Below are 24,267 nucleotides of genomic sequence, written 5' to 3'. Positions count from 1 at the left end.
TCCCCCGCCCCCTGCCCCGTCCACACCCCCCTACGCCCCGTCTTCCCCTACGCCTCCCCCTCCACCGACCGCTCCCGGACGGCGACCGCTTCACTCCCGTGAACCGGCGGTTTCACCGGGCTGACTGGTTTACGACCCCTCGGCGCCCGTCGACGGAACGTTCCGGCGACGGGTGCTGTCCACGCATGGATACCCTTGACAGGTGACCGACGCCCAAGACACCGCAGCAGACAGCACCCGGCGCACCAGTGGAGACACGCCTCCCGACGACGCCGGATCTTCTGTGACGGAGGCGCCGACACCCCTGCTCGAACCCCGCGAGGGCATTCCGCCCGTGATCGCCGACGAGGCCGCGCTCGCCGAGGCGGTCGCCGCCTTCGCCGCCGGCTCCGGGCCCGTCGCGGTGGACGCCGAGCGCGCCTCCGGGTACCGCTACGGCCAGCGCGCGTATCTGGTGCAGCTGCGCCGCGAGGGCGCCGGCACCGCACTGATCGACCCCGTCGCCTGCCCCGACCTGTCCGCGCTCGGCGAGGCGCTGTCCGGCGTGGAGTGGGTGCTGCACGCGGCCACGCAGGACCTGCCGTGCCTGCGCGAGATAGGCATGCTCCCCACCCGGCTGTTCGACACCGAGCTGGCCGGCCGGCTCGCCGGGTTCCCCCGCGTCGGCCTCGGCGCGATGGTGGAGAACGTCCTCGGCTTCGTCCTGGAGAAGGGCCACTCCGCCGTCGACTGGTCCACCCGCCCGTTGCCCGAGCCCTGGCTGCGCTACGCCGCGCTGGACGTCGAACTCCTCGTGGACCTGCGCGACGCCCTGGAGAAGGAGCTGGACCGCCAGGGCAAGCTGGAGTGGGCCCTCCAGGAGTTCGACGCGATCGCGAGCGCCCCGCCGGCCGAGCCCCGCAGGGAGCCGTGGCGCCGTACGTCCGGGATGCACAAGGTACGGCGCCGCCGGCAGCTGGCGGTCGTACGGGAGCTGTGGGAGACGCGGGACCGCATCGCACAGCGGCGTGACGTGTCGCCGGGCAAGGTGCTGTCGGACGCGGCGATCGTCGAGGCGGCGCTGGCCGTGCCGGGCAATGTGCACGCCCTGGCCGCGCTGAGCGGGTTCGGCCACCGGACCGGACGGCGGCAGCTGGAGCAGTGGCAGGCGGCGGTGGACCGGGCGAAGGCCCTGCCGGAGTCGGAGCTGCCGCAGCCCGGACAGCCGGTGACGGGTCCGCCCCCGCCGCGGGCGTGGGCCGACAAGGACCCCTCGGCGGCGGCCCGCCTCTCCGCCGCGCGGGCGGCGGTGACCGCCCTCGCCGAGCGGCTTGCCATGCCGCAGGAGAACCTGGTCTCCCCGGACACGGTCCGCCGCGTGTGCTGGCAGCCGCCGGCCGTGGTCGACGCCGGGTCCGTCTCCGCGGCGCTCGCGGGGTACGGCGCGCGTCCGTGGCAGGTGGAGCTGGTGACGCCGGTCCTGGTGGACGCGCTGTCGGCCAAGGGCGCGTAAGCGCCGCAGGAGTACGTGACGTCGAGCGGCCGCGGGTCTCCCGTGGCCGCTCGCGCGTTTTCCCGCGCCCCTGACGGGAGGTGCGACCGGGCCGCACAGATCACGCCAACCTGCGGACCGCCGCCGCGCTGTGGGGCGTCCGCCACCGGTGTGACCTTCGCCGCTGGCCCCGGCAGGACTGGGCAGCTACATTACTCGCAAGTAGCATGGGCTTAAGCAAGCGCTCAGCGTCCCGCACCATGGAGGAGAGCCATCGTGCCTCGTACCGTCAGGGACGTCGTCTTCGTCGACGGCGTCCGCACCCCGTTCGGCAAAGCGGGCCCGAAGGGCATCTACCACGAGACTCGCGCCGACGACCTCGTCGTCAAGGCGATCCGGGAGCTGCTGCGCCGCAACCCCGGCCTGGACCCGAAGAAGATCGACGAGGTCGCCATCGCCGCGACCACGCAGATCGGCGACCAGGGCCTGACCCTCGGCCGCACCGCCGGCATCCTCGCGGGGCTGCCGCAGTCCGTGCCCGGTTACTCCATCGACCGCATGTGCGCCGGTGGCCTGACCGCCGTGACGTCCGTGGCCGGCTCCATCGCGTTCGGCGCCTACGACGCCGTCATCGCCGGTGGCGTCGAGCACATGGGCCGCCACCCGATGGGCGAGGCCGTCGACCCGAACCCGCGCTTCGTGAGCGAGAAGCTGGTGGACGAGTCGGCCCTGTTCATGGGCATGACCGCGGAGAACCTGCACGACCGCTACCCGAGCCTCACCAAGCTGCGCTCCGACGAGTACGCGGTGCGCTCGCAGGAGAAGGCCGCCAAGGCGTACGCCGACGGCAAGATCCAGCAGGACCTGGTACCGATCTCGGTACGCCGCACCACCCCCGTGGGCGGCGAGACCGGCTGGGGTCTGGTGACCGCCGACGAGCCGATGCGCCCGGGGACCACCCTGGAGGGCCTGGCCAACCTCAAGACGGCGTTCCGCGTCCACGGCCGCGTCACCGCCGGCAACTCGGCCGGTCTGAACGACGGTGCCACCGCGTCGATCATCGCCAGCGAGGACTTCGCCCGCGAGAACGGCCTCCCGGTCAAGATGCGCCTCGTCTCCTACGCCTTCGCCGGCGTGGAGCCCGAGGTCATGGGCTACGGCCCGATCCCGGCCACCGAGAAGGCGCTCGCCAAGGCGGGCCTGTCCATCTCCGACATCGGCCTGTTCGAGATCAACGAGGCCTTCGCGGTCCAGGTGCTGGCCTTCCTGGAGCACTACGGCATCGCGGACGACGACGCGCGCGTCAACCAGTACGGCGGCGCCATCGCGTTCGGTCACCCGCTGGCCTCCTCGGGCATCCGTCTGATGACGCAGCTGGCCCGCCAGTTCGAGGAGCAGCCGCACGTCCGCTACGGCCTGACCACCATGTGCGTCGGCTTCGGCATGGGCGCGACGGTCATCTGGGAGAACCCGCACTTCGAGGGGGACAAGTGAGCACCACCGAGCTTCTGAAGCAGGCTTCGGGCCTGTTCCCCGACGAGGTCGTCACCAGCGCGCACGTCCGCCACTTCGACCTCCCCCTCGGCGCCGGCCGCTTCGCGCTGATCACGCTGGACAACGGCCTGGACCACACCAAGCCGACCACCTTCGGCCCGGCCTCGCTCGCGAACCTGAACGCGGCGATCGACCAGGTCGAGAAGGAGGCGGCCGAGGGTGCGATCGCCGGTATCGGCATCACCGGCAAGCCGTTCATCTTCGCCGTCGGCGCCGACCTCAAGGGCGTCGAGCTGCTGAAGGAGCACGAGCACGCGCTCGCCATCGGCAAGGGCGGTCACGAGGTCTTCAAGCGCCTCGCGGGCCTCGCCGTGCCGACCTTCGCCTACTACAACGGCGCGGCCATGGGCGGCGGCGTCGAGGTCGGCCTGCACTGCACCTACCGGACCGTCTCCCAGGCGATCCCGGCGTTCTCGCTGCCCGAGGTCTTCCTCGGTCTGGTCCCCGGCTGGGGCGGCTGCACCCTGCTGCCGAACCTGATCGGCGCCGACAAGGCCGTCTCGGTCATCATCGAGAACTCGCTGAACCAGAACAAGCAGCTCAAGGGCAAGCAGGTCTTCGAGCTCGGCATCGCCGACGCCATCTTCGAGGGCGCCGACTTCCTGGAGCAGTCGCTCCTGTGGACGGCGAAGGTCCTCAAGGGCGACGTCACCGTCGAGCGCCCGGAGATCGACCGCGGCGAGGCCTGGGACCAGGCCGTCGCCAAGGGCCGCTTCATCGCCGACTCCAAGGTGCACGGCGCCGCCCCGGCCGCCTACCGCGCCCTGGAGATCATCGAGGCCGCCAAGGACGGTGACCTCCAGCAGGGTTACGACGCCGAGGACCAGGCCCTCGCCGACCTCATCATGGGCGGCGAACTGCGCGCGGGCATCTACTCGTTCAACCTGGTGCAGAAGCGCGGCAAGCGCCCCGCCGGCGCCCCGGACAAGAGCCTGGCCCGCCCGGTCACCAAGGTCGGCGTCGTCGGCGCCGGTCTGATGGCCAGCCAGCTCGCGCTGCTCTTCCTGCGCCGCCTGGAGGTGCCGGTCGTGCTGACCGACATCGACCAGGAGCGCATCGACAAGGGTGTGGGCTACGTCCACGGCGAGATCGAGAAGCTGCTCGCCAAGGGCCGCATCCACCAGGACAAGGCCAACCGCCTCAAGGCGCTGGTCACCGGCGTCCTGGACAAGGCCGAGGGCTTCGCGGACGCGGACTTCGTCATCGAGGCCGTGTTCGAGGAGATGAGCGTCAAGCAGAAGGTGTTCGCGGAGGTCGAGGCGGTCGCCCCGGCGCACGCGGTCCTCGCGACCAACACCTCCTCGCTGTCGGTGTCGGAGATGGCCTCGAAGCTCCAGCACCCCGAGCGGGTCGTGGGCTTCCACTTCTTCAACCCGGTCGCGATCCTGCCGCTCCTGGAGATCGTCCGCGGCGAGCGGACCGACGACGCCTCCCTGGCCACCGCCTTCGCGGTCGCCAAGAAGCTGAAGAAGACCGCGGTGCTGGTCAAGGACGCCCCGGCGTTCGTCGTAAACCGCATCCTGACCCGCTTCATGGGCGAGATCCAGGACGTCATCGACGAGGGCACCCCGGTCGAGGTCGCCGAGAAGGCGATCGAGCCGCTGGGCCTGCCGATGTCCCCGCTGGTCCTGCTCGAACTGGTCGGCCCGGCGATCGGCCTGCACGTCTCGGAGACCCTCAACCGGGCCTTCCCGGACCGCTTCAAGGTCTCCCCGAACCTCAAGGCCGTGGTCGAGGCCGGCAAGCGCGGCTTCTACGTCTACGACAGCGGCAAGCCGGAGCTGGACCCCGAGGTCGCCGCGCTCCTCAAGCAGGGCGATGTCGTCCTGACCGAGGAGCAGGTGCGCGACCGCGTCCTGGACGCGGTGGCGCAGGAGATCGGGCTCATGCTGGACGAGGGTGTCGTCGCCGAGGCGCAGGACATCGACCTGTGCCTGATCACGGGCGCCGGCTGGCCCTTCCACCTGGGCGGCATCACGCCGTACCTGGACCGCGAGGGCGTATCGGAGCGCGTGAACGGCAAGCCGTTCCTGGCCCCGGGCGTGGCGAGCGTTCCGGCGTGACACCGGTGACGGCGTGAAGGGCCCCCGCCTCGGCGGGGGCCCTTTCGCACGCGCCCGAGCCCGCTGGGTCGTCAGGGCCTGCGGCCCCGGAAGGTGCGGCGCAGGTCGCTCACCCAGGCGTCGGGGTTCTCCCAGGGGATGAAGTGGCCGCCGCGGTCGTGGGCGTTGACGTTGACGTGGTTGAACCAGGCGGCCTGCGGGCCGGTCTCGAACGCCCGGACGCGCTCCTCGGTGCCGTGGACGCCGGGCGGGTTCTCGTACGTGACGAAGGTGAGGCCGACCGGGGCCTGCACGACGGGCGTGCGGTCGTGGGCGGGAGTCCAGGGGTAGCGGTTGGCGTTGGCGTAGTAACGCATCGACGTGCCGATGGAGTTGTTCACCCAGTAGATCGTGGCGTGGGTGAGCAGGTCGTCCTTGGTGAAGACGGACTCGACGTCACCGCCGTTGTCGCTCCAGGCGTTCCAGCGCTCCAGCAGCCAGGCGAGCAGTCCGGCGGGTGAGTCGCTGAGTCCGTGGGCCAGGGTGGCGCCGTCGAGCATGTGCACGGCGAGGTGGGACGCCGAGCGGCGGTCCAGCTCGACGAGGCGGGCGCGGACGTCGGCGGGCTGGTCGTCGGTGAGGGGCCGGTTCCGGGCGACGTCCCAGGCGCGGGGGCCGGTGAAGAAGTCGAGCGGCAGCCCGGAGCCGATGTGGATGCCGTACAACTCGTCGGCGTACTTGTGGCCGAGCTGGCTGGAGACGATCCCGCCGATGTCGCAGCCCCCGGCGGCGTACTTCTCGTATCCCAGGGTCTCGGTCATCAGGGTGTGCCAGAGGTCGGAGACCTTCCAGAAGTTGACGTCGGGAAAGCCGGTGAGCGGGCCGGGGAAGCCGAAGCCGGGCAGGGACGGCACGATGACGTCGAACGCGTCGGCCGCGTCACCGCCGGACGCGGCCGGGTCGGCGAGCGGGTCGATCACCTTCGACCAGTGCCAGAACGTCCACGGCCAGCCGTGGGTGAGGATCAGCGGGACGGGGCGGGGGCCGCGGCCGGGCTTGCGCATGAAGTGCACCGGGACGCCGGAGACGCTCACCCGGTAGTGCTCGTAGGCGTTGATGGCGGCCTCGGCCTCGCGCCAGTCGTATCCGTCCCGCCAGTGGGCGACCAGCTCACGCAGATAGCCGTCCGGGACGCCGTAGGACCAGTCGTCGTTCCCCTCGTCCAGCGGCGGACGGGTCGATGCCAGACGGGCGCGCAGGTCGTCGAGGACCTCCTCGGGCACATGGATCGGGGTGGGCTCCAGGGGAAAGGCGTGCGGGGTGGTCATGGCGTGGTTCCTTACCGGTGAGGGGGAAGCGGTGCCGTGGGCCTGTCGGACAAGCATTCCAGGGTCGCGGGCGACGACTCCAAGGGCGTGGACCGTGCGACCCCCGCCGGTCCGGACGCCCTCGCCGAGGCAGGGGCGGGACGGGGCTCAGACCGCCCGCCACGCCTCCAGGGCGAGTCCCGCCTCGTCCTTGCGGCGGGTCAGCAGGAGTTGACCGGTCGACGGGGACAGCGTCGCCGCGACCACCCGCCCGTCCTCGTCCGTCGCGAGGCACACCCGGGCGTCCACGGTGAGCCGGGGGCCGGACTCGGTCCACCAGGCGCCCGCGGACTCCAGTTCGGTCGGATAGGCGGCGAAGGCGACCCGGCCGCTCGCGGAACGCTGGGCCAGCAGGGTGCAGTCGTGGCCGTCGAGCTCGCAGCGCACCGCCGCGACCGGGCCGTGCCCGGCGGAGGGCAGCAGGGCGACCGGCTCGCCACCGGGCCGCCAGGCGCACAGATCGCCCCCGGTGCCGGTGTAGTACAGCGTCGTACGCTCGGCGGACGTGGCGAGCGCGTGGAGGGTCCCAGGGCGCACCGCCGCCTTCAGCGGGTCCTGGAGTACCGGCTGGGCGCCGGGGGCCTCCTGACGCCAGTACAGGACGCCCTCGGGGGTGGCCGCGTACAGCTCGACCCGGCCGGACTCCCCCGTCACCGCGGCGAGTCCGTCCTGGACGTCCTTGCCGCCGAGGTCCCGCCAGGGCTCCCAGCCGCCCTTCTCCTTCTGCGCGAGCATGCTGACGCCGCCCCCCGCGTTGCGGACGAAGACATGGGCGCGGCCCTCGGCGTCCACGGCGACGGCGGGCCAACCGGTGCGGTCCCCCTTCTTGTCGGGGTGGCCGACCGGGTTCCAGTCCAGGGCGGCGAGGTGGGCGCGGAAGTGGGTGGAGTGCACGAGGCCCGACTCGCCCTTGGCGGTGGGCCGCCAGGACACCAGGTGGGCATAGCCGTCGGCGCCCTGACCGAGGGCCAGGACGGGATGCAGTTTCTGTTCGCCGCCGACCTTGCGCGGGCCGGTCCAGGTGCCGCCGGGGCCGTGCTCCGCCCGGCACAGGACGGCGTCGCCCGACGACTGGTAGACACTGAGCCGGCCGTCTCGGCCGCGAAGGAGCCAGTCTCCGTTCACCCGGTCACTCTAAGCCGGGGCACACCGCCCGCGGCCTGCGCCCTCCCCCGTGCGGGCGAGGGGGCAGCATGGCAGGCATGACGCACACCCCGGACGCCCCGGACCCGGTCCTGCCCCTGCTCGTCGTCGACGGCGCCAACGTCGTCGGCTCCGTCCCCGACGGCTGGTGGCGCGACCGGCGCGGGGCCGCCGAGCGGCTGCGCGACCGCCTGGTGGCGTACGCGGACTCCGGTACGGCGGAACTGCCCGGCCCGCTCGAACTGGTGCTGGTGGTCGAGGGCGCCGCCCGCGGGGTGCCGTCCGTGCCGGGGGTGCGGGTGGAGGAGGCGCCCGGCAGCGGGGACGACCTGATCGTGGAGCTGGCGGCGCGGGCCGGGGACCGTACCTGTCTGGTCGTCACCGCGGACCGTGAGCTGCGGCGGCGGGTGTCGGCGCTGGGGGCGCGGGTCACCGGGCCGCGGGCGGTGCTCGGCTGAGCCGGCCGCGCCGCCCGGTGGGTGACGACGGCCCCGGCGCGGGTCACGACATGGGCGGCGCGGGCTCCGGTTCCGGCTGCTCGGGATGGGCGAGACGGCTGTGCGAACGGCCGTAGAGGAAGTAGACGAAGAAACCGATCACCATCCAGATCGCGAACCGCAGCCAGGTCTCGGCGGGCAGATTGAGCATCAGCCAGAGCGTGGCGCACACGGAGAGGATCGGAACGAACGGAACCCACGGGGTGCGGAAGGCCCGGGGCAGGTCCGGTCGCGTCCTGCGCAGGATGATCACGCTGATCGCGACGACCACGAAGGCGAACAGGGTGCCGATGTTGACCAGTTCGGCAAGCTCGCTGAGGCTGGTGAAACCGGCGACGATCGCGATGATCACACCGAGCAGAATGGTCGGCCGGTGCGGGGTCCGGAACCGCGGATGCACCCGGGAGAAGAAGCGCGGCAGCAGCCCGTCGCGGCTCATCGCGAAGAACACCCGGGTCTGGCCGAGCAGCAGGATCAGGCACACGGTGGTCAGGCCGATGGCGGCGCCGAAGCTGATCACGCCCGCGTACCAGGGGTGCCCGATGGCCTTGAAGGCGTCGGCCAGCGGGGCGTCCACGGACAGCTGGGTGTAGTTCTGCATGCCGGTGACGACGATGGAGACGGCCACGTAGAGCACGGTGCAGATGAACAGCGAGCCGAGGATGCCGCGCGGCACGTCCCGCTGCGGGTTGCGGGTCTCCTCGGCGGCGGTGGCCACGATGTCGAAGCCGATGAAGGCGAAGAACACCACGGACGCGGCGGTGAAGATGCCCATCACGCCGAAGTTGGCGGGCGCCCAGCCGAACATCAGCTGCACCAGCGGGGCCTTGAGGCTGGCGCCGGCCGGCACCGGCTGGGCCGGCGGGATGAACGGGCGGTAGTTGTCGCCCCGCACGAAGAACGCGCCCGCGATGATCACGATGAGCACGACGGCCACTTTGATCGCGACGACCAGCGAGGTGATCCGGGCCGACAGTTTCATGCCGAGGACGAGGATCGCGGTCAGCACGAGCACCAGGAGCGCGGCGAGGATGTCGAAGCCGAAGCCGTGGGCGCCGTCGCGGCCGGAGAGGTACTCGGGCAGGTGCCAGCCCGCGTTGTCCAGCAGCGAGCGGATGTAGCCGGACCAGCCGACCGCGACCACCGCGGTGCCGAGCGCGAACTCCAGGACCAGGTCCCAGCCGATGATCCAGGCGGGCAGCTCACCCAGGGAGGCGTAGCTGAAGGTGTACGCCGAGCCCGCCACCGGGACCGTCGAGGCGAACTCGGCGTAGCACAGGGCGGCGAGGGCGCAGACCACGCCGGAGGCGACGAAGGCGAGGGCGACGGCGGGTCCGGCGTTGTTCTTGGCGACCTGTCCGGTCAGCACGAAGATACCGGTACCGATGATCACGCCGACGCCGAAAACGGTCAGATCGAGCGCGGAGAGGGACTTCCTGAGCGCGTGCTCCGGTTCCTCGGTGTCCCGGATCGACTGCTCGACGTTCTTCGTCCGGAAGAGCGAGCTGCTCACGTTGCTGCCTCCCACGCTTGTCGTCCTCGACCTGGCTCGACATGATCGAGAGGATCGGGACGCGAGTGCCCCGTGACAGGCAGGCTTACGCACACGGGCCGGTTCCGCCACCGCAAAGAAGCGGCGGGACCGGCCCGGTCGAGCACTCGTCCTAGTCGCGCGCGGGTTCCACGGAGCCGACCGTGTCCGCCGTACGGTCGAACCGGCCGTCCAGCTTGGCGACCAGGCCGGTGACCTGGCGTGCGATGTCGGGCGCGGTGAGCCCGATCTCGGCGAGCACCTCGGCGCGCGAGGCGTGGTCGAGGAAGCGCGGCGGGATGCCGAAGTCGCGCAGCGGGACGTCCACGCCCGCGTCGCGCAGCGCCTGGGCGATGGTGGAGCCGACGCCGCCGACGCGGCTGTTGTCCTCGACGGTGACGACGACCCGGTGCCGTTCGGCCAGCGGGGCCATCGCCTCGTCCACCGGCTTGACCCAGCGCGGGTCGACGACGGTGGTGGAGATGCCCTGCTTGTCGAGCAGGTCGGCGATCTCCAGGCACATCGGGGCGAGGGCGCCGACGGAGACCAGGAGCACGTCCGGGCGTTCGGTGCCCGCCTCGCGCAGCACGTCCATGCCGCCGACGCGGCCGACGGCCGGTACGGCGGGGCCGACGGCCCCCTTGGAGAAGCGCACCACGGTCGGCGCGTCCTCGACGGCGACGGCCTCGCGCAGCTGGGCCCGCACCTGGTCGGCGTCGCGCGGCGCGGCCATCCTGAGGCCCGGCACGACCTGAAGGATCGACATGTCCCACATGCCGTTGTGGGAGGCGCCGTCGGTGCCGGTGACGCCGGCCCGGTCGAGCACGAAGGTGACGCCGCACTTGTGCAGGGCCACGTCCATCAGGACCTGGTCGAAGGCGCGGTTGAGGAAGGTGGCGTAGACGGCGAAGACGGGGTGGACGCCCGCGTGGGCGAGGCCCGCGGCGGAGACGGCGCCGTGCTGCTCCGCGATGCCGACGTCGTAGACGCGGTCGGGGAAGCGCTTGGCGAACTTGTCGAGGCCCACCGGCTGGAGCATGGCCGCGGTGATGGCGACGAGGTCCTCGCGCTCCTCGCCGAGCTTGACCATCTCCTCGCCGAACACGGAGGTCCAGTCGGCGCCGGAGGCGGCGATCGGCAGGCCGGTGTCCGGGTGGATCTTGCCGACGGCGTGGAAGCGGTCGGCCTCGTCCTGGAGGGCGGGCTGGTAGCCGCGGCCCTTCTCGGTGAGGCAGTGCACGATCACCGGGCCGCCGAACCGCTTGGCACGGGACAGCGCCGACTCCAGCGCCTCGATGTCGTGGCCGTCGATCGGGCCGACGTACTTCAGGCCCAGGTCCTCGAACATGCCCTGCGGGGCGATGAAGTCCTTCAGTCCCTTCTTGGCGCCGTGCAGCGTCTCGTACAGCGGCCGGCCGACGACGGGGGTCTTCTCCAGCACCTCGCGGGTGCGGGCGAGGAAGCGCTCGTAGCCGTCGGTGGTGCGCAGGGTGGCCAGGTGGTTGGCCAGGCCGCCGATGGTGGGGGCGTACGACCGCTCGTTGTCGTTGACGACGATGACGAGGGGGCGGTCCTTGGCGGCGGCGATGTTGTTGAGCGCCTCCCAGGCCATGCCGCCGGTCAGCGCGCCGTCGCCGATGACGGCGGCGACGTGGCTGTCGCGCTTCATGAGCTGGTTGGCCTTGGCGATGCCGTCGGCCCAGCCCAGCACCGTGGAGGCGTGGCTGTTCTCGATGACGTCGTGCGCGGACTCGGCCTGCGCGGGGTAGCCGGACAGGCCGCCCTTCATCTTCAGCCGGGAGAAGTCCTGCCGGCCCGTGAGCAGCTTGTGCACATAGGACTGGTGGCCGGTGTCGAAGAGCACCTTGTCCTTCGGGGACTCGAAGACCCGGTGCAGGGCGATGGTGAGCTCGACCACTCCGAGGTTGGGGCCGAGGTGTCCGCCGGTCTTGGAGACCGCCTCCACGAGGAAGGTCCGGATCTCCCCTGCCAGCTGATCCAGCTCCTCCAGGCTGAGCCGGTCCAGATCGCGCGGTCCCGTGATGCGGGTCAGCAGCGGCACCCGTGCCTCCTTGCAATTAGAGCTGATCGAGCTTGCCGGGCTCGCCAGAGTCTAACTTTCCGACGACGCCCGGCATGAACGTGCCCGGCACCTTGCGGGGTGCCGGGCACATGCGGTTCACCGGGGCGGGGTGTGTTACGCCCGCCCGGCCGTCTTCTGCGTCTTGCGGGTGACCGCGTCGATCACCACGGTCGCGAGCAGCACGCCACCGGTGATCATGTACTGCACCGGCGACGCGATGCCCTCAAGCGCGAGGCCGTACTGGATCGAGACGATCACGAGCACACCGAGCAGCGCGTTCCACGTGCGGCCACGGCCGCCGAAGAGCGAGGTGCCGCCGATGACCGCAGCCGCGATCGCGTTCATCAGCAGGTCACCGCTTCCCGCGCCCTGGTTCGCCGAGGCGATCTTGGAGGCGAGGAACAGGCCGCCGATCGCCGCGAAGGTGCCGGAGATCGCGAAGACCGAGATGCGGACCAGGTCGACGTTGATGCCGGCGCGCCGGGACGCCTCGACGCTGCCGCCGAGCGCGAACACCTTGCGGCCGTACGCCGTGCGGCGCAGTACGAAGTCCGTGACGACGAGCACCGCGACGAAGATCACGACGGCCAGCGGCAGGCCCTTGTACTGGTTGTAGACGGCCGCGACGGCGAAGGACACGATCGCGAGCAGCACCGTGCGCAGAATGGTTTCGCTCAGCGGGCGCGAGGGCACCCCGGCGGCCTCACGGCGCCGGTTGCCGAGGTACGACGTGAGGAAGAACAGCACGGTGACGACGAGCGCGAGGCCATAGGCCGCGGCGACGTCGGAGAAGTAGTAGCTGGTCAGCTTGGCGACCAGGCCCTCGCTGTCCAGGTTGATGGTGCCGCTGTCGCCCAGGACCTGGAGCATGAAGCCGTTCCAGAAGAGCAGACCGGCCAGGGTGACGGCGAACGCCGGGACACCGATCTTCGCGAAGAAGAAGCCGTGCAGCGCGCCCGCGGCCGTGCCGACCAGGATGGACAGCACGAGGGCGAGCCACGCGGACATGCCGTGGGTGACGGTGAGCACCGCGTAGGAGGCGCCCGCGACACCGGAGACCGAACCGACCGAGAGGTCGATCTCACCGAGCAGCAGCACGAAGACGATGCCGACGGCGATCATGCCCGTACCGACCATGGTGACGGAGATGTCGGAGAGGTTGCCCGCGGTGAGGAAGTTGGAGTTCAGGCTCTGGAAGATGATCCAGATGATCGCCAGGCCGATGATGACCGGGATCGCGCCCAGGTCGCCGGCCTTCATCTTCCGCTTGAACTCGGTGATGTAGCCCGCGAAGCCCTGCTCGCGCACGAGCAGGCGGGGGTCGACGGCGGTGACGGTACCGGCCGCCGCCTCGGTGTTCTCCACGGCGCTGTCCTCGGGAGTGTGGTCCTCGGGAGGCGTGGAGGTCTTGTCCAGGCTCACTTCTGGACCTCCTTGACGGTACGCGCCGCACGCCGGGTGACGGCGTTGTCCGTGGCGCCGGTGATGGCGGAGATGATTTCTTCCTGCGAGGTCGCGGCGACGTCGAACACGCCGTTGTTCCGGCCGAGGCGCAGCACCGCCACCTTGTCGGCGACGGCCTTGACGTCGGCCATGTTGTGGCTGATGAGGATGACGGCGTGACCGCGCTCGCGCAGCCGCTCGACCAGGTCGAGCACCTGTGCGGTCTGCTCGACGCCGAGCGCGGCGGTCGGCTCGTCCAGGATGACCAGCTTGGGCTCGCCGAGCATGGAGCGGGCGATGGCCACCACCTGGCGCTGACCGCCGGAGAGGGAGGCGATCGGGATGCGGACGCTGGGGATGCGGATCGACAGCTGGTCGAGCAGCTCACGGGAGCGGCGCTCCATCTCGACCTCGTCCAGGATGCCGCGCGTGCGGAGCTCCCGGCCCAGGTAGAGGTTGCCGACCACGTCGATGTTGTCGCACAGCGCGAGGTCCTGGTAGACCGTCGCGATGCCCAGACCCTGGGCGTCGTTGGGCCGGTTGACCTGGACGGGGCGGCCTTCCCATTCGATGACGCCCTCGTCGATGGGGTGGACGCCGGCGATCGTCTTGACCAGCGTGGACTTTCCGGCACCGTTGTCGCCCACCAGGGCGACCACCTCACCGGCGTGGACCTCAAGCTCTACGTCGGTGAGCGCCTGGACGGCACCGAACCGCTTGGAGACCCCGCGCAACGCCAGCACGGGCGTAGCGGACACGTGAACCATCTCCTTCGCCGCCTGACCCGGCGGGAGGTTGTGCAGAAGTTTTCTGGGGGGTTCCGTCCGGCGCCCCGCGCCGAGCTTGCGGGGCTGTGTATGTCGCGGGACGCCGGAGGACAGTGGGACGCCTTTCCCCTCACGAAAGGGGGCCCCGGGGAGCTACGGGGGTGAACTCCCCTGGGGAGAAGGCGCGTGACGGCGGCTTACTTCAGGCCGAGCTTGTCGCAGGCGGCCTTGTACTGCGAGGTGCAGATGTCGGCGACCGTGTAGACGCCGTCCTTGATGACGGTGTCCTTGATGTTGTCCTTGGTCAGCGCGGTGACCGGGACGAGGACGGAGGGCACCTGCTGGGTGGTCGGGCTGTCGACCTTGTCCTTGGCGACGGAGTCGAGCGACTTGCCCTGCGCGAGGTCCACGGCCATCTCGGCGGCGGCGTCGGCCTCCGGGGCGTACGGCTTGTAGACGCTCATGTACTGCTCACCGGCGACGATGCGCTGCACACCCGCCAGCTCGGCGTCCTGGCCGGTGACCGGGACGGAGACGCCGGCCGCCTTGAGGGCGGTGATGATACCGCCGGCCATGCCGTCGTTGGCGGAGTAGACGCCGACGATGTTCTTCTTGCCCAGCGCCGAGATCGCGGCCTCCATGTTGGAGTTGGCGTTCTCCGGCTTCCAGTCCTTGGTGTCGTACTCCTTGCCGACGTTCACCTTGCCGTCGAGCACCTCGTGGGCGCCCTTCTTGAACTGCGCGGCGTTCGGGTCGGTGATGGAGCCGTTCATCATCACGATCTTGCCGGCCTTGGCCTTGGAGCCCAGGGCCTTCAGCAGGGCCTCGCCCTGGGTCTTGCCGACGGTCTCGTTGTCGAACGAGGTGTAGGCGCTGATCGGGCCCTGCGCCAGGCGGTCGTAGGCGACGACGGGGATGCCGGCGTCCTTGGCCTTCTGCACCGAGCTCTTGATCGCCGCCGAGTCCACGGCGTCCACGATGAGGACGTCCACCTTGTTGGTGATCATCGTGTCGACCTGCTGGTTCTGCGTGCTGGCGTCCTGCTTGGCGTTGGCGTAGACCACCTGGCCCTTGCCGTTCGTCAGCTCCTTGACCTTCTTCTCGATCAACGGGCGGTCGAACTTCTCGTAACGGGCCGTCTGGTTCTCCGGAAGGAGCAGACCGACCTTGATGGCGTCGCCCTTCTTGGCGCCGCCGGAGGACTTGCTTCCACCGCCGGACTCCTTGGCGCTGCCACAAGCGGCGAGCGAGACGGCCATGGCACCAGCGGCAACGGCGAAGGCCGCACGACGCATACGCGTGTTCACTTCTCAAACCTCCCTGACGAGGCCGCGTCGTTGCGGCCGAGGTGGCTGGAAGTCAACTCGGCCACACGTGCGACGTCAAGAAGTAAATCCTTAACGAGATGGCAACGGTGCCATCCGTTCTCTAAGTGAAGGCAGGCGCGGTCACGGCCGGAGTGCCTGCCGCAGAACCGTCCAGAAGCGCCGAATCGCCCATCTCGCTCAGGGCGAGGGCAAGGGCGCCGAGCACCTCGGCGCGGCCCCCAAGTGCCCCGGGAAGCACGGTGAGTTGGCGGGCGGCGCTGGGGATCGCGTAGCGGCTCACGGACTCCCTGATGGGCCCGAGGACCAGCTCGCCGGCCTCCGCGAGATCGCCGCCGAGGACCACCCGGCTGGGGTTGAGCAGATTACAGAGGTTGGCCACGCCGCTGCCGATGTGGCGGCCGACGTCGGCGATCACCCGGCGGCATCCCGGGTCGCCCTCCCTGGCGAGCCGTACGACGCCCTCCATGGTCAGATCGGGGCCGTGGCTCGGCCGGAGCAGCGGGAGCACGTACGGGGCCGCCGCGAAGGTCTCCAGGCAGCCGCGGTTGCCGCAGCGGCAGACCGGGCCCGACTCGTCCAGGGTGATGTGACCGATCTCGCCCGCGGTGCCGCCGGGCCCGCGGTAGATCTTGCCGTCGATGACCAGGCCGGCGCCGACACCGCTGGCGACCTTGATGTAGGCGAGGTCGCGCACGCCCTTGCCGCTGCCCCAGACCAGCTCGCCGAGGGCGCCGAGGTTCGCGTCGTTGTCCACGTGCACCGGCACGCCGAGACGTTCACGCAGCTCCTCGGCGGGCTTGGTGCCACCCCAGCCGGGCAGGATGGCGCTGTGCCCGAGGGTGCCGGACTCCAGGTCGATCGGGCCCGGCACGCCGAGCCCGACGCCCGCGACCTTGGAGCGGTCCACCCCGGTGGCCACGATCAGCCGGCTGACGAGTTCCTCGGCCCGGTCGAAGCCCTGCGCCGCGGAGGCGTCCACGTCGAGCGGTTCGGCCTCCTCGGCGAGCACCTGGTGGGCGAGGTTGCCGACCGCGACCCGCAGGTGCTGGTGCCCGAAGTCGACGCCGATCACGATGCCCGCGTCCCCGCTGAGGCTGACGCTGCGGGCCCGGCGCCCGCCCGCGGAGGTGGGTGTGACCTCGACCGTCCCGCCGTCCTTCAGCTCCCGCACGATGTTGGAGACCGTGGCCGCGGACAAGCCGGTCGTCCGCGCGATCTCCGCCTGCGTGAGCGATCCGGCCAGCCGGACGGCCCGTACCACCCGCTCCAGGTTGGCTCGGTGCAGCGACGACTGCGACCCTGGAGTCTCCACGACGACCTCCTGAGCGCGGGGCCGCTTCGACGAGGCCCCGTGTATGTCCAACTAGTGAACTCTAAGCTGAGCCTTTCGGGGCGACTCACGTCAAGAGGTTGAGCCGGATCCGGGGTACGCCACAGCGGCGCACGCCGCCCGGAGGACCGGAACGGCGTGCGCACGAACACTCACGGAGAGCGATACCGCTCGAAGGGAGGGCTACTTCAGCGCCCCCGCGGTGAGTCCCTGGACCACCTGCCGCTGGAAGACGATGTACGCCCCGAGGACCGGCAGCATGGCCATCACCAGGCCCGCGAAGAGCCCCGACCAGTCGCCCTTGTAGCCCTGGCTGACCGCGAGCTGGACCAGGCCCTGGGTGAGCACCTTCTTGTCGGGATCGGTGTTGAGGACCGTGGGCAGCATGTACTGGTTCCACTGGCCCAGGAAGTTGAAGATGCCCACGCTGATCAGACCGGGCTTGGCCATGGGCAGCATGATCTGGAAGAACGTACGCGTGTGCGAAGCCCCGTCGACGAACGCCGCCTCCGCCACCGAGGTCGGCAGGGTGCGGAAGAAGGCGGTGAGGAAGAAGACGGTGAACGGCAGCGAGTACGCGATGTAGACCAGGATCAGCCCGTGGATGGTGTTCAGCAGGCCCATGTTGTTCACCACGTAGAACAGCGGGACCAGCGCCAGCATGATCGGGAAGCTCATCCCGCCGATGAACAGGTAGTAGATGAAGCGGTTGCCCGGGAAGTCGAAGCGGGCGAGCACATAGGCCGCCATCGAGCCGAGCACCAGGGTGCCGACGAGCGAGCCGCCCACCACCAGGACGGTGTTGAGGAAGTAGTCGCTCATGTTGGCGTCGGTCCAGGCCCGCGCCCAGTTCTCGAAGTGCAGCCGGTCCGGCAGCGCCCAGGGCGAGCCGAAGATGGAACCGTCGTCCTTGAAGGACGTCATCACCGCCCACAGCAGCGGCATGACCACCATGATCGCCCAGATGACCAGCACGCCGTGCGAGAAGACGTTGAGGACGGCGCCCTCCCTCTTGCGGCGGCCGGGCTTCGGAACCGGCACGTCCGCCTTGGAGACGCTCGCACCGGGCTCGGCCGGCAGCGGGGCGGGGGTCTCGGTCGTCTTCATCGGTTCAGAACTCCAGCCGCTCGCGACGGCCCAGCCGCATCACGATCGCCGCGAAGGCGAGCGTGACGACCAGCAGGGCGACGCCGATGGTGGTGGCGTAGGCGGCCTGACCGTCCCGGAACGCCTTCTGGTACACGTACAGGACCAGCACCGTGGTCGAGTAGTCCGGCCCGCCCGGACCGGTCGTCATGATCTGTACGACCGCGAACGACTCGGCGCCGAGCGCGAGGATGCCCATGTAGACCCAGCCGGACTGCACGGTGTCCCACAGCAGGGGCAGGGTGATGCGGAAGAAGGTGGTGGCGCGGCTCGCGCCGTCGATCAGCGCGGCCTCGTACAGTTCGGCCGGGATCGAGGCCATGCCCGCGGAGAACAGGACCACGAAGAACCCGGTCGTGGACCACACGAGCACCGCCATCACACACCACAGGGCGAGGCTCGGATCGCCCAGCCACAGGGGCTGCACGTGATCGAGTCCGATGCCGCGCAGGAGCGAATTGATCGCTCCGCTGTCCGGGTTGTACGCGAACTGGAAAAGGAGCGCCACGATCGCGATGGACAGAACCTGCGGAAAGAAATAAACGATCTTGTAGAAGGAGGAGCCCCGCACACCCGTGATCGCGGGGCCTCCCCTTCTGCGCCGTCCGCCCACATTGATCATGAAGGCGAAGAAGAGCGCCAGGCTGATCGTCACGATCGGCAGCACCAGGGCGAACAGCAGGCTGTGCTGCAACGACTTCCAGAAGATGTCGTCGTCCAGCATCCTCTTGTAGTTGTCGAAGCCGACCATCTTGAATTCGGGGCTCAGGCCGGTCCAGTCCGTGAACGAGTAGTAGATGGACTGGATGAACGGCCACACCACGAACAGCGCGTACAGTCCCAGGGGCACTGCCAGGAACCCCACGATGAACCGGTACTTGCCGTGCTGCATCGCCACTCCGGTGCGCTCGGGGGTGCTGGTTACTGGTGCTTGTAGTGCTTGATGGAGGTGTCCTTGGCCGCCTCGTCCGCGAAGCCCTGGATCTTCTTTATGGCCTCGGCCGGGGTGAGCCGGCCCGCCATCATCTCGCCGAGAGCGCCCACACCGATCTTTTCCTTCTCCAACTGGACGTACCAGTCCTGAAGGCGCGGGTTCACCACGTTGGACCCGGCCAGCTGGAGCGCCGCCACACCCGACTTCAGGCCGGGGGTCAGCTCGACGCCGCTGGTGCCGCCGTTGTACGCGGTCAGCGACTTCACCTTGGCGGTGAAGTTCTTCGAGGACGCCTCGGACAGCATGATGCGCAGCTGCTCCATGCCGCCCTCGGGGTTCGCCGCCTTGGCGGGCACGATGAACGGCTCACCGCCGGAGGCCCAGATGGTGCCGAAGGGCATCTTGTCGCTGCTGTCGATGCCGGACGGCGCCGAGACCGCGAGGTCGAAGTCCGCGGGGATGACGTTGGCCGACTCGTTCTCCACCCAGGAGCCGTTCGGGATGAACAGGGCCTCGCCCTTGGCCCACGCGGTCTGCGACTGGATGTGGTCGAGGCCCGGGGTGCCCTGGAGGACGTAGCCCTTCTTGAACAGCTCGTAGTACGCCTCGAAGCACGCCTTGACGGCCGGGTGCTTCCAGGCGTTCGGCTCCAGGTTGTCGATGGCGTCCAGGACCCCGCGGCCGCCGACCTTGCCGATCATCGGGTAGAGCGAGAAGGGGATGTAGTACGGGTACTTGCCCGCGTACGTCCAGCCCGCCATGCCCTTCTTCTTGGCCTTCGCGCACACCTGGAGCATCTCGTCCCAGGTCTTCGGGTACTCGGCGTCGAGCGAGTCGAGCGCCTTCTGCGAGTACCAGACGCCGTAGACCGTGTAGGCGTAGTACAGGATCCACACCGGCTCGCCGTCGAACTGGCCCATCTCCACGATGCCGGGGCGCAGCGTGTCGCGGACCTTCTTGCTCGGGTCGTCGTACGACGGCGCGTCGAGCAGCGGGGTGAGGTCGGCCAGCTGGTTCTTGCCGACCAGGACGCCCATGTCCATCTGCTCGGCGCCGGAGTTGTCGATGAGGTCCGGCGGGTTGCCCTGGTTGAAGCGGGGCTGGAGCGTGGACTGGATCTTCTGCGTGGCGGCGAACTTCACCGTGGCCTTGGGGAAGTCCTTCTCGTAGATCTTGACCGCGTCCTGCGCGTACTCCTTGCCGAAGCCGCCGTCGAAGAGGACGAACTCCATCTTGGCGGTGTCGTTCACGCCGAGCGGGTTCTTGGCGGTCTTCTTCCCGGCCTTGGCCTTGTTCTGGCCGTCGCCCCCGCTGCTCGCGCAGGCGGACAACAGGCCCATCCCCGGGACGGCGACCAGGCCGAGCGCGGCGGACCGCCTGATCAGTTCTCGGCGGCCGACACCCTCACGGTCGTGGTGCGCAGTGGATCCCATGCTCAAGTCCTCGCCTTCTCCAGGACTCAGGCGGTGAACCGGATCCTGCCCGGCACCGCGGTCGGGTCAAGCTGGGTGGTGCAGGAAGTTCTTCGTGCATGCAGTGCGTGTACTACCGGGATTGCTCTTGTACCGGGCGCCGACAGGTATAGTCCACTTCCCGTCGGCGGAGCAAGATCGAATACAGGGTTCGCGGCGGGTCTTTTCCGAGTTGAGACCTCACGGACATGGGAACGGGCTGTGTGAGACCTTTGGGAAATCGGCGCGACATCAACCCCGGAATGACACGCCCAACACCCTTGACACCACCCCTCACTTGACCACCTACTTGGTTCCTGTGTCCCGCTTCTGACAACGTTGTCCGCATCGGCGCAGGGAGGGAATTCCGTACATGCAGCGGAGAACTCGGCACAGATGGAGCCCGGCGGCCGTCCTCACGGCCGCCTTCGTCATGGCCGTGGGCGGGCAGGGCGCCGCGGTCGCCCTGCCCGCCAAGGCCCCGGCGGCCGACCGGGAGTTCGCGTCCTCGTTCGAAGCGGGGGACCCCGCGCCGGACTGGCTGAACACGGTCGACACGGGCCCCGACGGCACCCCGCGCGCCTCGGGCGTGGACGGCGGCTACAGCACCGGCATACCGGGCAATGTGAACGACCACGTCACCGAGGTCCGCGCGAGCGGCGAGAACACCGGGGCGGGCGAGGTCAAGGAGAACCTGACCGACGGCGAGCCCGGCACCAAGTGGCTGACCTTCCAGCCCACCGGCTGGGTGGAGTTCGACCTGGACAAACCGGTCACGCTGCGGACGTACGCGCTGACCTCGGCCAACGACTACGCCGAACGCGACCCGCGGGACTGGACGCTGCTCGGCTCCACGGACGGCAAGGACTGGAAGAGCCTCGACTCCCGCTCGGGGGAAACCTTCGCCGAGCGGTTCCAGACGAAGTCGTACGGCCTTCAGCAGCCGGCCGAGTACCAGCACTTCCGGCTGGAGGTGACCGCGAACAACGGCGCGTCGGGCATCCTCCAGCTCGCGGACGTGCAGTTCTCCACGGGCGACAGCGGCGGGCCGGTGCCGCAGGACATGCTGACGCTGGTCGACAAGGGCCCGACCGCCTCACCGACGGCCAAGGCGCGGGTCGGGTTCACCGGCACGAGGGCGCTGCGCTACGCCGGGCGGCACACGGCGAGCGGCCGCGCGTACTCGTACGACAAGGTGTTCGACGTGAACGTCAGGGTCGGCGGCGACACGCGGCTGTCGTACCGGATCTTCCCCTCGATGGCCGACGGCGACCGGGACTACGACGCGACGAACGTCTCCCTCGACCTGGCCTTCACCGACGGCACCTACCTCAGCGACCTGGGCGCCCTGGACCAGCACGGGTTCCCGCTGTCGCCGCGCGGGCAGGGCGACTCGAAGTCGCTGTACGTCAACCAGTGGAACAACGTCGTCTCGCGGATCGGTGCGGTCGCCGCCGGGAAGACGGTCGACCGGATTCTCGTCGGGTACGACTCCCCCGGCGGGCCGGCGAAGTTCCGCGGCTGGATCGACGACGTGTCGCTGAAGCAGGTCGCGCCGGAGCGGCCGAAGGCGCACCTGTCCGACTACGCGCTGACCACGCGCGGCACCAACTCCAGCGGCAGTTTCTCGCGCGGCAACGACTTCCCGGCGACCGCGCTGCCCCACGGCTTCAACTTCTGGACGCCGGTGACCAACGCGTCTTCGCTGAGCTGGCTCTACGAGTACGCACATGCGAACAACGACGCCAACCTGCCGACGATCCAGGCGTTCAGCGCGAGCCATGAGCCGAGCCCGTGGATGGGCGACCGGCAGACCTTCCAGGTGATGCCGTCGGCCGCGGCCGGCACCCCGGACACCGGACGGCAGGCGCGTGCGCTGGCGTTCCGGCACGAGAACGAGACGGCGCGGCCGTACTACTACGGCGTACGGTTCGAGAACGGGCTCAGGGCGGAGATGGCGCCGACCGACCACGCGGCGGCGCTGCGCTTCACCTACCCCGGCGACGACGCGAGCGTGCTGTTCGACAACGTCACCGAGCAGGCGGGCCTGACCCTGGACAAGGAACACGGCGTCGTCACCGGCTACTCGGACGTCAAGTCGGGCCTGTCGACCGGCGCGACGCGGCTGTTCGTGTACGGGGTGTTCAACAAGCCGGTGACGGACGGGGCGTCCAGCGGGGTCAAGGGCTATCTGCGCTTCGCGGCGGGCGCCGACCACACCGTCACGCTGCGTCTGGCGACCTCGCTGATCAGCGTCGACCAGGCGAAGGACAACCTGCGCCAGGAGATCCCGGACGGCACCTCCTTCAACGCCGTGAAGGCGCGGGCGCAGCGCACCTGGGACAGGCTGCTCGGCAAGGTCGAGGTGGAGGGCGCGACGCCGGACCAGTCGACCACGCTGTACTCCAGCATGTACCGGCTGTACCTGTACCCGAACTCGGGCTTCGAGAAGGTGGGCGGCCGGGACGAGTACGCGTCGCCGTTCTCGCCGATGCAGAGCCAGGACACCCCGACGCACACCGGCGCGAAGATCGTGTCCGGCAAGGTGTACGTCAACAACGGCTTCTGGGACACGTACCGGACGACGTGGCCGGCGTACTCCTTCCTGACGCCCTCTCAGGCGGGCCGGATGATCGACGGGTTCGTGCAGCAGTACAAGGACGGCGGCTGGACCTCGCGCTGGTCCTCGCCGGGGTACGCGGACCTGATGACCGGCACCTCCTCGGACGTGGCGTTCGCGGACGCCTACGTGAAGGGCGTGAGGTTCGACGCGAAGGCGGCGTACGAGGCGGCGCTGAAGAACGCGACCGTCGTGCCGCCGTCGTCCGGTGTCGGCCGCAAGGGCATGAGCACCTCGCCGTTCCTCGGCTACACCAGCACCGACACCGCCGAGGGGCTGTCCTGGGCGATGGAGGGGTACGTCAACGACTACGGCATCGCGGAGATGGGCGCGGCCCTCTACAAGAAGACGGGCGAGAAGCACTACAAGGAGGAGTCGGACTACTTCCTCAACCGGGCCCGCGACTACGTGAACCTCTTCGACCCGGAGGCCGGTTTCTTCCAGGGCAAGGACGCCGAGGGCGACTGGCGGGTGGCCTCGGCGAGTTACGACCCGAGGGTCTGGGGCTACGACTACACGGAGACCAACGGCTGGGGCTACGCCTTCACCGCCCCGCAGGACACCCGTGGCCTGGCCAACCTGTACGGCGGCCGGAGCCGGCTCGCCGACAAGCTGGACGAGTTCTTCTCCACGCCCGAGACGGCGTCCCCCGAGTTCGTCGGCTCCTACGGCGGCGTCATCCACGAGATGACCGAGGCGCGGGACGTGCGCATGGGCATGCTCGGGCAGTCGAACCAGGTCGCGCACCACGTCTCGTACATGTACGACGCGGCGGGCCGGCCGTGGAAGACACAGGCGGCGGTGCGGCAGATCCTGTCCCGGCTGTACCTCGGCAGCGAGATCGGACAGGGGTACCACGGCGACGAGGACAACGGCGAGCAGTCGGGCTGGTTCCTGTTCTCCGCGCTCGGCTTCTACCCCCTGGTCATGGGCAGCGGCGACTACTCCATCGGGTCCCCGCTGTTCAGGAAGGTCACCGTGCACCTGGAGAACGGCCGCGACCTGGTGGTGAACGCGCCGGGGAACAGCGCGAAGAACGTCTACATCCAGCGTGTGACGTTCAACGGCCGCCCGTGGACGTCGACTTCACTTCCCCAGTCGCTGCTCGCCGAGGGCGGGGAGCTGACGTTCGCCATGGGGCCCAAGCCCTCGGCGTGGGGCTCCGGGAAGAACGCCGGGCCGGTCTCCATCACCCAGGACGACAAGGTGCCCGCGCCACGCGCCGACGTCCTTCGCGGTGCGGGCGCCCTGTTCGACGACACCTCGGCGACGGAGGCGACGGTCGGCTCCGTGGAACTGCCGGTGAGCCGGACGGTGAAGCCGGTGCAGTACACGCTGACGTCCCCGGCGGACCACACCAGGGCCCCGACGGGCTGGACCCTCCAGGGCTCCGACGACGGCACGACGTGGCGGACGCTGGACCACCGCTCCGGGGAGGCGTTCCCGTGGAACCGGCAGACCAGGGCGTTCACGATCGCCTCGCCGGGCGCGTACGCCAAGTACCGGCTGGTGCTGCACGGTTCGGCGACGCTGGCGGAGGTGGAGTTGCTGGGCTGACGC

Annotated in this window: 16 protein-coding genes; 5 read left to right on the top strand and 11 right to left on the bottom strand. The window is 69.9% G+C overall.

The window, feature by feature from the left end; all coding sequences use genetic code 11:
* The first annotated feature begins 202 nt into the window (after positions 1-202).
* The 3 genes from ACWDD7_RS03045 to ACWDD7_RS03035 all read left to right on the top strand — a co-directional run bounded on the left by ACWDD7_RS03045 (position 203) and on the right by ACWDD7_RS03035 (position 5,088).
* Positions 203-1,492 carry an HRDC domain-containing protein gene (locus tag ACWDD7_RS03045; protein ID WP_450455956.1) on the top strand — a complete coding sequence of 430 codons (1,290 nt, stop codon included), beginning with the start codon at positions 203-205 and terminating at the stop codon, positions 1,490-1,492.
* Positions 1,493-1,747: 255 nt separating this feature from the next.
* Positions 1,748-2,965 (top strand): thiolase family protein, encoded by a 1,218-nt coding sequence (locus ACWDD7_RS03040; protein ID WP_450455954.1) that lies wholly within the window; start codon positions 1,748-1,750, stop codon positions 2,963-2,965.
* A complete protein-coding gene (locus tag ACWDD7_RS03035; RefSeq protein WP_450455953.1) occupies positions 2,962-5,088 on the top strand; it encodes a 3-hydroxyacyl-CoA dehydrogenase NAD-binding domain-containing protein in 2,127 nt (708 codons plus the stop codon). Before ACWDD7_RS03040 ends, ACWDD7_RS03035 begins: the two co-directional genes overlap by 4 nt.
* A 71-nt stretch (positions 5,089-5,159) precedes the next feature.
* Here the strand turns inward: ACWDD7_RS03035 and ACWDD7_RS03030 are convergent, their stop codons facing one another.
* Together ACWDD7_RS03030 and ACWDD7_RS03025 are read right to left on the bottom strand one after the other, a co-directional pair.
* Positions 5,160-6,395 (bottom strand): epoxide hydrolase family protein, encoded by a 1,236-nt coding sequence (locus ACWDD7_RS03030; RefSeq protein ID WP_450455951.1) that lies wholly within the window; start codon positions 6,393-6,395, stop codon positions 5,160-5,162.
* A 147-nt stretch (positions 6,396-6,542) separates the two neighbouring features.
* Entirely contained in the window at positions 6,543-7,559 is a 1,017-nt protein-coding gene (locus tag ACWDD7_RS03025) for a hypothetical protein (RefSeq protein ID WP_450455949.1), read from the bottom strand.
* Between the two features lie 77 nt (positions 7,560-7,636).
* Here ACWDD7_RS03025 and ACWDD7_RS03020 point away from each other — a divergent pair, with 77 nt between their 5' ends.
* Positions 7,637-8,035, top strand: coding sequence for an NTP pyrophosphohydrolase (locus tag ACWDD7_RS03020; protein WP_450455947.1), 399 nt, complete (start codon positions 7,637-7,639; stop codon positions 8,033-8,035).
* Between the two features lie 43 nt (positions 8,036-8,078).
* Here ACWDD7_RS03020 and ACWDD7_RS03015 read toward each other — a convergent pair whose 3' ends face one another.
* From ACWDD7_RS03015 to ngcE, 9 genes are all read right to left on the bottom strand, one after another.
* Complete coding sequence (locus tag ACWDD7_RS03015) at positions 8,079-9,587, bottom strand: amino acid permease (protein WP_351875465.1); 1,509 nt, start codon at positions 9,585-9,587, stop codon at positions 8,079-8,081.
* A 151-nt stretch (positions 9,588-9,738) separates the two neighbouring features.
* Positions 9,739-11,667 (bottom strand): 1-deoxy-D-xylulose-5-phosphate synthase, encoded by a 1,929-nt coding sequence (dxs, locus tag ACWDD7_RS03010; RefSeq protein ID WP_351875468.1) that lies wholly within the window; start codon positions 11,665-11,667, stop codon positions 9,739-9,741.
* 135 nt (positions 11,668-11,802) lie between these two features.
* A complete protein-coding gene (locus ACWDD7_RS03005) occupies positions 11,803-13,110 on the bottom strand; it encodes a sugar ABC transporter permease (protein ID WP_351875471.1) in 1,308 nt (435 codons plus the stop codon).
* Positions 13,107-13,898, bottom strand: coding sequence for an ATP-binding cassette domain-containing protein (locus tag ACWDD7_RS03000; RefSeq protein ID WP_450455944.1), 792 nt, complete (start codon positions 13,896-13,898; stop codon positions 13,107-13,109). Before ACWDD7_RS03000 ends, ACWDD7_RS03005 begins: the two co-directional genes overlap by 4 nt.
* 197 nt (positions 13,899-14,095) lie before the next feature.
* Positions 14,096-15,193: a sugar ABC transporter substrate-binding protein gene (locus ACWDD7_RS02995; RefSeq protein ID WP_351875487.1), complete on the bottom strand. Its 1,098-nt coding sequence runs from the start codon at positions 15,191-15,193 to the stop codon at positions 14,096-14,098.
* 133 nt (positions 15,194-15,326) lie between these two features.
* Positions 15,327-16,538 carry an ROK family transcriptional regulator gene (locus tag ACWDD7_RS02990; protein WP_351875476.1) on the bottom strand — a complete coding sequence of 404 codons (1,212 nt, stop codon included), beginning with the start codon at positions 16,536-16,538 and terminating at the stop codon, positions 15,327-15,329.
* A 201-nt stretch (positions 16,539-16,739) separates the two neighbouring features.
* Positions 16,740-17,663, bottom strand: coding sequence for a carbohydrate ABC transporter permease (locus ACWDD7_RS02985; RefSeq protein WP_351875479.1), 924 nt, complete (start codon positions 17,661-17,663; stop codon positions 16,740-16,742).
* A 4-nt stretch (positions 17,664-17,667) separates the two neighbouring features.
* Entirely contained in the window at positions 17,668-18,594 is a 927-nt protein-coding gene (locus ACWDD7_RS02980; RefSeq protein ID WP_351875481.1) for a carbohydrate ABC transporter permease, read from the bottom strand.
* A 29-nt stretch (positions 18,595-18,623) separates the two neighbouring features.
* Positions 18,624-20,069: an N-acetylglucosamine/diacetylchitobiose ABC transporter substrate-binding protein gene (gene ngcE / locus ACWDD7_RS02975; protein ID WP_351875484.1), complete on the bottom strand. Its 1,446-nt coding sequence runs from the start codon at positions 20,067-20,069 to the stop codon at positions 18,624-18,626.
* Between the two features lie 391 nt (positions 20,070-20,460).
* Here ngcE and ACWDD7_RS02970 point away from each other — a divergent pair, with 391 nt between their 5' ends.
* Complete coding sequence (locus ACWDD7_RS02970) at positions 20,461-24,264, top strand: GH92 family glycosyl hydrolase (RefSeq protein WP_450455940.1); 3,804 nt, start codon at positions 20,461-20,463, stop codon at positions 24,262-24,264.
* Positions 24,265-24,267 lie beyond the last annotated feature (3 nt).

The sequence above is a fragment of the Streptomyces sp. NPDC001056 genome (assembly GCF_053598955.1).
This window is presented reverse-complemented; position numbering and strand designations above follow the sequence as displayed.